Raw genomic sequence first — 12,142 nt, forward strand, 5'->3', positions numbered from 1 at the left:
TGCAGCCATCATGGTGGTTTGGTTTGCATCGGCTTCGCGGCTCACGCCGCTCCTACAAAAAGCAAAGACAAAAACAAAAACGCCGGCTATTGGCCGGCGTTCTGTTCAACTCACGCGGGTTGGCTTATCAGCCTTCCCACTTGCCCTGTGCAGCCAGGCCGTTTTCCTTGGCACGCTCGTACACGGTCTTCTGTGCGGCGGCGTAGTTGCCCTTCATGTCCTTGGCCCACAGCTTCAGTGCAGCCTGCTGCATGGCGCGGCCGTAGGAGAAGCTCAGCGGCCACGGCAGGGTGCCCACTTCGTTCATGGCGTTGAGGTGCGCGGTGGACTGCTCGTCGCTCTGCCCACCAGACAGGAACACGATGCCCGGCAGGATCGCCGGCACGGTCGACTTCAGGCACATCACGGTGGACTCGGCCACTTCCTCGACATCAACCTGCTCGTCGCAGCCCTTGCCCGGGATGACCATCGAGGCCTTCAGGATGGTGCCTTCCAGCACAACGTTCTGCTGGTACAGGGCATCAAACAGCGAACGCAGGGTCGCTTCGGTGACTTCGTAGCAGGTCTCGATGTCGTGGTCGCCGTCCATGATCACTTCAGGCTCGACCATCGGCACCAGACCACATTCCTGGCACAGCGCGGCATAACGGGCCAGCGCATGGGCATTGGACTCGATGCAGGTGCCCGACGGCATGCTTTCACCGATGTTGATCACTGCACGCCACTTGGCGAAACGCGCGCCCAGCTTGTAGTACTCCTGCAGGCGCTCACGCAGGCCGTCCAGGCCTTCGGTCACCAGCTCACCGGGGCAGCCGGCCAGCGGATGCGCACCCTTGTCGACCTTGATGCCCGGGATCATGCCGTGGTCGGCCATGTACTTGGCGAACGGCACGCCGTCCTTGGTCGACTGGCGGATGGTTTCGTCGTACAGGATCGCGCCGGAAATGTGGTCGTTGAGACGCGGCGTGGTCAGCAGCAGTTCGCGGTAGGCACGACGGTTTTCTTCCGTGTTCTCGATGCCGACGCTTGCGAAGCGCTTGGCAATCGTACCGGTGGATTCGTCAATGGCGATGATGCCCTTACCCGGGGCGACCATGGCCTGGGCGGTTTCAGCCAGCAGTTCGATGCTCATGAGGTTCCTGTGACAGCGTGCGGGAAAACCCGGATTATAGCCCGGCACGCTCACCGGCTGGCTGCCCGCAAGGTCTGGAACCGGTTTCAGGCTGTCATGTCAGGACAAACCCTGTCCGCTCCGATCAGTTGATGACCGGAGCGGTGGCTTGTTGCTGGCGTCGTTTACAGGTCGCCCAGACCGCTGGCGCGGCCGTCGTTACCCACTTCCAGCAGACGCAAGGTGTTGGTGGCGCCGTGGGTTTCCATGTGCTCGCCACTGGTGAACACCACGCGATCACCCGCCTCCAGCAGGTTGGACTCGACCAGCAGACGGATGCTGCCGCGCGCGGCCTCACGCGGAGTGAAACCACGGCTGTCGAAGTTGATCGGGAACACATCGCGCATCAGCGCCATCTGCCGGCGCGCACCGTCATGGCGGGTGACCGCGTAGATCGGCGACTTGGCGCGGAAGCGCGACAGGTAGCGGGCGGTACCACCGGATTCGGTCATCGCCACGATGGCGCGCACGCCCACGTGCTGGGCCAGGAACATGGTGGCCATGGCGATAGCCTGGTCAGCACGCTCCAGATTGCGCGGCGAGGCGTTGAAGTCGGTCTCGGTCTGGAACTGGCGCTCGGCACCCAGGCAGATACGGGCCATCGCCTCGACCGCCTTGACCGGATAGGCACCGGCCGCGGTTTCAGCCGACAACATCACTGCATCGGTACCGTCGATGACCGAGTTGGCCACGTCCAGTACTTCGGCACGGGTCGGGATCGGGCTTTCGACCATCGACTGCAGCATCTGCGTGGCGGTAATCACCACCTTGTTCTGCGCCAGCGAGGCCTTGATGATCTTCTTCTGCAGGCCCGGCAGCTCGGCGTCGCCGATTTCCACGCCAAGGTCACCGCGCGCCACCATCACCACATCGCTGGCGTCGACGATCTCTTCCAGGTTTTCGATGGCTTCGGTGCGCTCGATCTTGGACACCAGCGCGGCGTTGCAGCCATGTGACTGCGCGATAGCGCGCGCATCGTTCATGTCCTGCGCGTTGCGGCAGAACGAGACGGCGATGAAGTCGACGCCGATCTTGGCAACGATGCCGATCAGCTCCTTGTCACGTTCGGTCAGTGCGCCCAGCGACAGACCACCGCCCTGTTTGTTCAAGCCCTTGCGGTCGGACAGCACGCCGTCGTTGAGCACGGTGTTGATGATCCGCTCACCCTGCACTTCCACAACCTGCAGCTGCATCAGGCCATCGTCGAGCAGAAGCACATCGCCCGGCGCCACGTCCTGCGGCAGGCCGAGGTAGCTCACGCCAACCTGGCTGGTGTCGCCGGCAGGTGCCGAGGTGCTGGCGATCAGGTCGAAGCGGTCGCCGGCCTTCAGCGAAATCTTGCCTTCGGCAAAACGTTCGATGCGGATCTTCGGGCCCGGCAGGTCAGCCAGGATGCCGACTTCCACACCTACGCGCTGGGCGGCGGCACGCACGTCGGCGGCACGCTTGGCCTGGCCGGACGGGTCGCCGTGGGAGAAGTTCAAACGCACCACGTTGACACCGGCGCGGAACAGATCGTCCAGCACGCCCGGCGCGTCAGTTGCCGGCCCGAGGGTGGCGAGGATCTTGGTGCGGCGCTGACGTTCAATCATTGTGCGTAGTCTCCCTAATAGACCGCCGAAAGTAGCACATCCATTGCATGACAACGATGTCGCATACGATTTCATACGACACTTTCTGCTGTGTCCCAAAGACAGGCCAGACAACCGGTCTGGACATACCGTACGGTATGACAACGCGGGACCTATAGCTGACTTGCATAGGTCGATAAGCCAGAGGGATAGCTCAGCACGCGGATGTTGCTGTTGTGTGTTTGCTTGAGGGGAAGTTACGCTGCAATGCAGCAAGAAAAGTTGACGATGGAGACATGCTGGGGACATCGGGTGACAAGCTGCGGCGCGAACGTCCGGGCCCTTCCCCCTGAGACCTCTCAGATCGTCATTCCCGCGCAGGCGGGGTTTTCAACCGACGAACGTCGGGTCATCGCTCTTGGCTCTTGCCTTTCGCCCTGCCCGACGCACAGCAACGTCCGAAGCAGAGTCAAAAGCCCAGAGCGATTCCCGCCTGCGCGGGAATGACGAATCTATTTTTTTCTGTGCACTCAAGGCTTCGCGGCTCCGGGGACCTGAGCCGCGAAAACCCCAAGCCCATCAATCAGCCACGCAACACCGCCACCAACGCATCCGGCGTAGCCGCCAACGCGCCAGCCCCGGCAGCAACCAGCTCCTCACGACCACCAAAGCCCCACAGCACGCCCACATTGCGCATGCCGTGGTGACGCGCACCTTCGATATCCATGCGGCGGTCGCCGATCATCCAGCACTGCGGTGCCTGCAACTGCAGACGCTGCAAGGCCTCGGCGATCAATTCCGGCTTGTGGCTGCGCGAACCATCTTCGGTCGCGCCGATGATGTCCTCGAAGCAGCCGCCAAATGGCAGGTGCTCGACGATGCGCCGCGCGTGCGGCTCGTTCTTGGCGGTGACCACGGCCAGCCGATGGCCGGCGGCGTGCAGGCCCTGCACGACATCACCGATACCGGCGTAGATGTCGTGTTCCTTCCAACCGTGCACGTCGAAGCGCTCGCGGTACAACTCCACCGCCCGTTCCACGCGCAGGGCGTCGCCAAACAAGGGCTTGAAGCTGGTACGCAGCGCCGGGCCGATCCACTTGCGCAGCTCGGCATCGCCCGGCACCGGATGCTCCATCTGTTCCAGTGCATAGGCCACGCAGCGGGTGATGCCGACGGCCGAATCAATCAACGTGCCGTCGAGATCGAAGAAGAAAACGTCGCGGCTCACGAGCCGCGAGCCTCCAACGCTGCCACCGCCGGCAAGGTCTTGCCTTCCAGGAACTCCAGGAACGCGCCGCCGCCGGTGGAGATATAGCTGACCTGCTTGGCAATGCCGTACTTGTCGACCGCGGCCAGGGTGTCGCCACCGCCGGCAATCGAGAACGCATTGGAACTGGCGATGGCCTTGGCCATTGCTTCGGTACCCTTGCCGAACGCGTCGAACTCGAACACGCCGACCGGGCCGTTCCAGACCACGGTGCCGGCCTTGGCGATCAGTTCGGCGTACTGCGCGGCAGTCTGCGGGCCGATATCAAGAATCATGTCGTCGGCGCCGACGGCATCGACCGCCTTGACCGTGGCCGGGGCATCGGCAGCGAAGGCCGGTGCAACCACCACGTCGGTCGGCAGCGGGATCTCGGCACCGCGCGCCTTGGCGTCGGCATCGATCTTGCGTGCGGTATCCAGCAGATCGTTCTCGACCAGCGACTTGCCCACACCGTGGCCTTCGGCAGCGATGAAGGTGTTGGCGATACCACCACCGACGATCAGCTGGTCGACCTTGCTGACCAGGCTGGACAACAGTTCCAGCTTGGTCGAGACCTTGGAACCAGCCACGATCGCCAACAACGGGCGCGCCGGGTTGGCCAGCGCCTTGTCCAGCGCGTCCAGCTCGGCCATCAGCAGCGGGCCGCCGGCGGCGACAGGAGCGAAGCGGATCACGCCATGGGTCGAGGCCTGCGCGCGGTGTGCGGTACCGAAGGCGTCCATCACGAACACGTCGCACAGCGCGGCGTACTTCTGCGACAGGGCCTCATCGTCCTTGCCCTCACCCACGTTCATGCGGCAGTTCTCCAGCAGCACGATCTGGCCTGGGGCCACATCGACGCCGTCCACCCAATCCTTGACCAGCGGCACGTCCACGCCCAGCAGCTCGGACAGACGCTTGGCCACCGGCGCCAGCGAATCGGCTTCGCTCCACACGCCTTCCTTGGGACGGCCCAGGTGCGAGGTCACCAGTACAGCGGCGCCCTTCTCCAGTGCCAGCTTCAGGGTCGGCAGCGAGGCAGTGATGCGCTGCTCGGAGGTGATCTTGCCGCTCTCGTCGATCGGCACGTTCAGATCCTGGCGGATCAGTACGCGCTTGCCGGAAAGGTCGAGGTCGGTCATGCGAACGATGGACATGGCAGGATCAGCTCCGCAAAGATGGGGGAAACCGCAATTCTCGCCCGCCCTGCCTGATGGGGCAAACCCAAGGTGCGCCGGATGTCGCCACGCCTGCCGCAACCCGAACTGTCCAGCCCCCGCCTGCGCCTGCGCGAGGTCCGTGATGGCGACGCTGCAGCGCTGTTCGCCATCCACAGCGACACCCGGGTGATGCGCTATTGGAGCTACCCGGCCTGGACCGAACTGGAACAGGCAGAACGGAAGATCGCCGATATCCAGCGCCAGCGCCGTGAACTGGACATGCTGGTCTGGGCCATTGCCGACGCGGACAGCGATCTGTTGATTGGCAGCAGCGCCATCTTCTACATGGATCTGGCACAGGCACGTGCCGAGGTCGGTTACAGCCTGCATCCCGACTGGCAGGGCCGCGGCCTGGCCAGCGAAGCCCTGCAGCTGGTACTTGGCTACGTGTTCAACGAATTGGGGCTGCGCCGCATCGAGGCCGACATCGACCCACGCAACCTACCCTCCTGCCGCCTTCTGGAAAGGTTCGGCTTCGTCCGCGAAGGCCTGCTCCGCGAACGCTGGCAGGTAAACGGCGAGATCTGCGACAGCGCCATCTACGGCCTGCTGCGCCAGGATTTCAAACGGTAGCGCCGAGCCATGCTCGGCTGGGGGTGTCACCAGCAACCCACACCACTTGTGGGAGCGGCATGAGCCGCGAAGCTGGTGCAACGCAAACTGACAAGATGGCCGCAATTGCAGTTGGCTCAGGCAGTTGTCGCTTTGCCAGCTTCGCGGCTCATGCCGCTCCCACAAGCGCATCGAGAAAGCCCCTGCCGAGCATGGCTCGGCACTACCGGTCACAACGGCAGGCGATGCACGATGAAGTTCACCACATTCTCCATCGCGCCCGGATCAACATTGCTCAAGCCGATCACCACGTAGCCCTGCTCAGGCAGCACCACCAGCGACGTGTTAGCGCCTGGCGCGCCGCCTTCGTGGCCGTACTGGCGCTCGGCGCCCTGCCCGCTGACCATGAAGCCATAGCCATACCAGGCTTTGTGATTCTGCGCCGATGTGGCCAGCGTCAATGATTCGGCCGATATCAGCCGACCAGCGCGCAGTGCTTCGGCAAACTTCAGCATGTCGCCAACCGTGCTGTAGCCACCACCAGCTGATGTGCCGCGCCATGGCAGCGTTTTTGTTTCCTGCACCCACTCGCCATCTACCTTGGCATAGGCGACTGCGCGTCCGGGAACAGTTGTCGACTCAGGCTCCGAGCCAGTCGCGCTCATTCCCGCAACACGATAGATGTGCTGATCCACGTAGTCGTAATACGACTGCCCGCTTACCGCCTCAATGATCGAGCCGAGCAGGATGTAGCCGTAGTTCGAATAGCCATCCTCACTGCCCGGGGTCGAGCTCGGCGCCGCGGCACTGGCCAGCTTCCAGTAGTCATTCAACGTGCGCAGGGATTGCGAGCTCTTCTCGAACTCCTCGCCGAACACATCACCCAGCCCGCTGGTGTGATTGAGCAACTGACGGATGCTGATTGCCCTGGCCACTTCCTGGTTCGGATAGTTCATAAGATGGGCGGCGATCGTGTCGTCCAGCGACAGTTTTCCCGCCTGCTGCAGCTGCAGAATCGCCACCGCAGTGAACATCTTGTTCAAGGAGGCCAGCCGGAACCGGGTTGTTTCATCGACTCCAACAGCGCGCTCGCGATCCGCGGCGCCGCCGTGCCAGGCCAACAGAACCTTGCCGTTCTTCGCCACCACCAATGCACCGGACAAGTTGTCGGCAGCGCGGGCGGCATCCAATCGTGCCTTGCCTGCAGCCAGAACCTCTCTCCGTGACATCCGCTGTGGCTTGAACTCGTCCGGCAGCTCCATCCCTTCCAGCTGCAGCTTGGTGACATCAAGCCGATCCGCAGGATCCAGATCCAGCGTCGCCAGCACCCCACGATCGGTCATCTCCGACAGCAAAATCAGTTGCGCGTTGTCCACCGTGCTGGATTTGACTCCCAGCAATTTGAACGTACCCAGTGATTGGCGGATATCCAGAAAGCGCTGCGCCTCCTGCCCCACCTTGTAGTCGGTCAGGAACGTCTGCAGTGCATCGCGCTCACCGCTGTTGTATGCAGCAAGCCATAAATCGAAGACCTGCTCGGCGTGGGCATCAGAAAAAGGCTGCTTGGCAGCTGCGGCAGTCGAAAAACCAAGCAGAACTGCAACCGCAAATGACGTCAAACGCATAAGCCAACCGATCCTTTCCATTTCCGGCAACACCGGTAGTGCCGAGCCATGCTCGGCAGAGAACTTCCGACAAACCCAGACTGTAGGAGCGGCGTCAGCCGCCAAGCAGATAAACCAATAGAGCAAAAGCCAACCCCTCCCCGGCCCTCCCCTTCGCTTTGCGAAAGGGAGGGAGGGACTCCGGTCAGGCGCATTGGGAAAGCCCCTGCCGAGCATGGCTCGGCACTACATCAGCTCTGCTTTCTTTCTGCACGGCTGCTGCGGATCAGGCTGAACGCAAATCCCGCTACCGCCAGCGCGCCCAGTACCAATACCACCCACAGCACGATGTTCTTCCAATCACGCGGCGCTTCAACCTGCTGATAGGCCGCATCGCCGGCACGTTGGGCACCCGCGCCCAACGTCGCCGCGACCGGCTGCCATTGCGCACCGTTGTGTGCGCGCAAGGCTGCCAGCATCGGATCCAATGCTGCCTGCGCCTTGCCCTCATCCGCACTACCTGCAACCAACAGGTAAGGCGCGCGCCCCTGCGCAAGAAACACCACGCTGCCGGGGCGGTAACCCAAACGCAAGGTTGGTGCAGCAGCAGGTACCGCGCCGGGCTCTGCCTGCAGGCGCCACTGCCGGTCATCCACGATGCCCGACGTTTCCAACGGCGGTGAGCGTTGCTGCTTGCCGGCCTGACTAAGGTTCCACGCATTCCAGCCCGTGGTCAGTGTCTGCCACACCGGCTCACCATCGACAGCTCGCGCGCGGTCTTCATCGCGACTGGAGACGGTCCAGCTCACCGCGCTGTTCGGCGGCATCGCTACATCCAATCGCTGCACAGGGAATCGCCCCTGCAAGCGGTACAGATAGCCATCCTTGCCGTTGCCGCCCGCGGCAGCCTGCAGTTCCTGCCACTGCCAATCGCCAACCTCGACCGCATCGGCAAACTCACCGCGCAGGCCATGCAACTGCGGCGCGCCGCTACGCTGCAGCGGCACCAGGCGCAGATAGCGCAGGTTGGATTCAACATTGATCCCGTTGCTGCGCAGCTCGTTGCCCTGGTTGCGCAGCTGCACCAACCGCACCTGCGGATCCAGCACCTGCCAACCGCGCAAGTCGTCGCTGCCTTCGAGGCGATAGCCCAGATCCAAGGTTGCCGCCGTGTCGCTCCAATCAACCAGCAGTTTGTGCAGCTTGCCGGCCTCGTCGCCGAGATCGATCAGCCACACCGGGTCAGCGCTGCCGGCCACGGTTGCCGCGCCCATCGAATTGCGGATGGATACAACTTTCCCGGCGGTATCGCGCTCCACCACGATGCTCAGGTCCTCATCGCCGCCCGCGCTGGCTGCCGGCAATGCAAACCATTGCAACGGGGCGATACGCAGCGCGCCGCCCAGCGGCATTGCAGCGGCATACACCGCGCTGGCCACCTGCTTGCCATCGGCATCGATCACCCGCACATCGCGCAGGTCACGCCAATGCACGGCGGCATACACCGCCGCATCCAGCGGCACCCGGTAGGCGCCAGCATCGGGCTGCGACAACTGCAGCGGCCACTGCCGGGCGAAGTCATCGGCGGCGTAAGCACTGAAAGGCAGCAAGGCCAGTACGAGCAGGCGCTTGATCATGCGGTTGTTTCCTCGTTGTTTGTTGCAGCACCCAGCCGTCGCGGCGGGGCTGGTGCCAGCCAGCCCACCAAGGTGCACAGCAGTCCATAGGCGATGAAGGCACCAATACCCAATAGATCGCCGAGATTGCCGCGGTCTACCAGCAGCAGCTTTGCCAGCACCACGCTCATCAGGATGGCACCGGCCAGCCACAGTCCCCACTGGCCACGACGCGAACCGCTGATCCAGCCAATCACACCCAGCAGACTCCACACCACGGTCAAGCTTGTCTGCGCCAATTTGCTGCCAAGCAAGCTGTCGCTCCACGGCACATCGCCCCAGTGATGCACGGCACGCAGCGTCATCACCGTCACCAATACCAGCGCGGCCACTGCCGTGCCAACCAATTGCATCGGCAACGCTGCCGCGCCCGCATTCTGCCGCAGGCGTATTGCCAGCAAGGCAAGCACTGCGATCTCAGCCAGCTCCAGCGGATTCAGTACGACAATCCACGGCAACGGCGCAGCCGAGCCGGAGCTGGTCAGCGAGGTCAGCCACCACAAGCCCAGTGCTGCGAATACGGCTATCTGCAAGGCCTTGCGATAGCCATCAAACGCTGCCCCCAAGGGCTGCGACAACCACGCCCAGCGGTACATCGACAACACCGCCAGCAGCAGCCACGGCAGTGCCAGCAACATGCCTACCCAGCCTTCAGCCAGCGTGAAACGTTCGCCCACATGCCAGGCCAACAACGACAGCACAGTCGGCCACAGCAACCACCAGGCCAGCTGCGCCAGGCCGGCGACCGCACCGCTGCCAGCGCGCAGGCACATCAGGCTACGTACACCCAAGGCAGCAAACATCGCCCACGCAATCGCCCCATAACCAGCGAAGGGCTGCCCGTACTCCGACACCTGCAGGAAAGCCACCGGGAAGGCCATCACCAACGCGCCCAGCGTGGTCAAGGACAATGCCAGCGCCGGTGCGCGACGCTGCACTTCCGCGGCCAACCAACCGGTCACACCAAGCAGTAGCAAGACCGCATGCAGACGACTGCCAACCTCGACGAAATCACCAATCTCCATGATCACGTTGCCCATCCACCAGGCCAACGCCCACAGGTAGGCCACCGTCGCCACGTGCTGGCTACCCGCACGTCGGTACCACCATGCGGTGGCGAAGCCGGCCACGGCGATCAGCAGGGCGCCCATGAAGGCCGCGTTGGCGATGGCAATGGTCGCGCTGGAATGGCTACCCGAGACACCTATCGCCAATGCCGCTGCGGCAGCCAATTGCAGGCCTAGACCGGTCCAGCGGGCCAGGCGACGCTCCTGGGTCAAGCCCAGCCAGACCAGACCCGCGCCTTCCAGCGCGAACACCGATGCGGTTGCCTTGGCCGACAAGGCCAACGGAACCGCCAGGGTGGCAAAGCCCACGGCGAGAATGGCGTAGCCGCGGGCCAGCACATTCATGCGCTCGTTGTTGATCAGCGCGCGTGCCAGCGCCGCGTACAGCGCGGCCACGCCCAGTGCGCAGAATGCCAACAGCATGCGGTCACCCTGCAGCAACGCCGCCTGCAGTGAGAACGCGACCAGCGGCGTGCCGAACAGCAGGCAGCCATCGATGCGCGCACTGCCTTCGCTACTGGCCTTGCGGGCATACAACAAGGGCAACAGCAGATAGAACACGAAGAACAGCACCAGGAATGGCTCGGTGCTGCTGAAATTGGCTGGCGCGTACTTCAACACGCCCCAGGCGGTACCAATGCCCCAAGTAAAGACAAACCCCAGCAGGTTGAGGATGCGCCACGGCCGCACCCAGGCAATGGCGAAGATGCCTGCGTTGAGCAGTGCGTAATACGAGAACAGGGCAACGTGGTTGCCGCTGCCGTCGGACAGCCAGATCGGCGCCATGAAGCCGGCCAGCACACCGAGGATGGCGAGGGTCTTGCTCTCCTGCAGCACCGCCATCACCGACAGGCCGGCAATCAGCACCACACTCAATGCGAACGCAGCACCAGTGCCGATCATTCCGTAGTTCTTGCAGGCGGAAAACACCACCAGCAACAGGATGCCGATCATGCCGCCCTGCATCGCCAGGGCGAAGCTGCGACGGCTTTCGCGCTTGCGCCAGGCGAATACCAATCCGGCCAATGCCGCTGCACTGATGCCAGCCAGTTTCAAGCTGACCGGCACGGTGAACCAGCCCTGGTCAGTGGCGTACTTGAGCAATGCCGCCACGCCCGCCAGCAGCACCAACATGCCAACCTTGACCGGCACATTGCCGCTGGTCAGCCATTGCTTGACATAGGCAACTGCACGTTCGATGAAATTGGGTTCGGCCGGTTGGGCGGGCTGGGCTGGTTTCCAGGTCTGCTGCGAGGCCGGCTCACTGCGTTCAGGCACCGGACGGCGGGGCGCGGTTGCCAGCGGGTCGAGCGGATCAAGTCGGGGTGGCAAGGGTGGAGGCGCCGGCGCCGCAGCCATAGGTTCAGGCGCGGAGACAGGCGCAGCGGCCACCACTGGCTCGACAATGGAATCAGCCGGATCGGCCTCCGGCTCCATCCATGCGTAGGGCTGGACTGCCTCGGCACGCTGCGGCCGTGTGGCTTCGGTGCCAACAGCATCCAAACGCTCCTCCAGCGCAGCCACGCGGCGCTTGAGCGAAGACACCGATACCAAGGCCGCCACCAGCAACACCGGCATCGCCAGCGCGGCCAGTACCAGCAGCACTATCAACAACACCCAACCCTCGTCCATTGATCATCCTTGTGCACCTGAACGTGCTGCATCACCTTATCCGTGCCATCTGAAAACGCAAGGTGCGCCCAGTCAGCTTCAGCCGAGCCCCTGGGCGCAATGCTGTTGGCCGAAGCATTCAGGCCACCTTGAGCCCACGCAGGCCGCCTTTTGTAGGCGGCGTAAGCCGCGAAGCCGGTACATCATCAGATGGCATGGATACCAAGGATTCCAGCAGCCTCAGCTTCGCGGCTTATGCCACTCCTACAGAGCAATGCCAGCGTAGGAACGGCATTGCGGCCCAGCCGGCCTCTTTGTAGGAGTCAACTGTCTTTAGCGCCTCCCGCTATACCCGCTATCCAGGGTGCGTTGTCACGTTTCATGGCATTGAGCCTGGTCAGGTATTTGCGCATACAGGCGGTGA

The 12,142-nt window shown here is 63.3% G+C and carries 8 protein-coding genes; 1 reads left to right on the forward strand and 7 read right to left on the reverse strand.

Features of this window, described 5'->3' with window-relative positions:
- Nucleotides 1–127: 127 nt before the first annotated feature.
- From ACVOK8_RS13290 to ACVOK8_RS13305, 4 genes are all read right to left on the reverse strand, one after another.
- Nucleotides 128–1,132 (reverse strand): class I fructose-bisphosphate aldolase, encoded by a 1,005-nt coding sequence (locus ACVOK8_RS13290; protein ID WP_481567232.1) that lies wholly within the window; start codon nucleotides 1,130–1,132, stop codon nucleotides 128–130.
- Nucleotides 1,133–1,296: 164 nt separating this feature from the next.
- Nucleotides 1,297–2,763 carry a pyruvate kinase gene (pyk, locus tag ACVOK8_RS13295; protein WP_481567233.1) on the reverse strand — a complete coding sequence of 489 codons (1,467 nt, stop codon included), beginning with the start codon at nucleotides 2,761–2,763 and terminating at the stop codon, nucleotides 1,297–1,299.
- A 562-nt stretch (nucleotides 2,764–3,325) separates the two neighbouring features.
- Nucleotides 3,326–3,970 (reverse strand): HAD-IA family hydrolase, encoded by a 645-nt coding sequence (locus tag ACVOK8_RS13300; protein WP_481567234.1) that lies wholly within the window; start codon nucleotides 3,968–3,970, stop codon nucleotides 3,326–3,328.
- Nucleotides 3,967–5,145 (reverse strand): phosphoglycerate kinase, encoded by a 1,179-nt coding sequence (locus ACVOK8_RS13305; RefSeq protein ID WP_481567235.1) that lies wholly within the window; start codon nucleotides 5,143–5,145, stop codon nucleotides 3,967–3,969. Before ACVOK8_RS13305 ends, ACVOK8_RS13300 begins: the two co-directional genes overlap by 4 nt.
- 81 nt (nucleotides 5,146–5,226) lie before the next feature.
- On the opposite strand from ACVOK8_RS13305, the gene ACVOK8_RS13310 reads away from it, so the two are divergent.
- Nucleotides 5,227–5,781, forward strand: coding sequence for a GNAT family N-acetyltransferase (locus tag ACVOK8_RS13310; protein WP_481567236.1), 555 nt, complete (start codon nucleotides 5,227–5,229; stop codon nucleotides 5,779–5,781).
- Nucleotides 5,782–5,990: 209 nt separating this feature from the next.
- On the opposite strand, the gene ACVOK8_RS13315 is transcribed toward ACVOK8_RS13310, so the two are convergent.
- The 3 genes from ACVOK8_RS13315 to ACVOK8_RS13325 all read right to left on the reverse strand — a co-directional run bounded on the left by ACVOK8_RS13315 (nucleotide 5,991) and on the right by ACVOK8_RS13325 (nucleotide 11,739).
- Entirely contained in the window at nucleotides 5,991–7,385 is a 1,395-nt protein-coding gene (locus tag ACVOK8_RS13315) for a serine hydrolase domain-containing protein (protein WP_481567237.1), read from the reverse strand.
- Between the two features lie 230 nt (nucleotides 7,386–7,615).
- Nucleotides 7,616–9,001, reverse strand: a complete 1,386-nt coding sequence (locus tag ACVOK8_RS13320; RefSeq protein ID WP_481567238.1) for a DUF3999 domain-containing protein — start codon at nucleotides 8,999–9,001, stop codon at nucleotides 7,616–7,618.
- Complete coding sequence (locus ACVOK8_RS13325; RefSeq protein ID WP_481567239.1) at nucleotides 8,998–11,739, reverse strand: DUF2339 domain-containing protein; 2,742 nt, start codon at nucleotides 11,737–11,739, stop codon at nucleotides 8,998–9,000. The genes ACVOK8_RS13320 and ACVOK8_RS13325 overlap by 4 nt, the downstream gene beginning before the upstream one ends.
- Between the last annotated feature and the right edge of the window lie 403 nt (nucleotides 11,740–12,142).

This window comes from Stenotrophomonas sp. STEN083 (assembly GCF_056759195.1).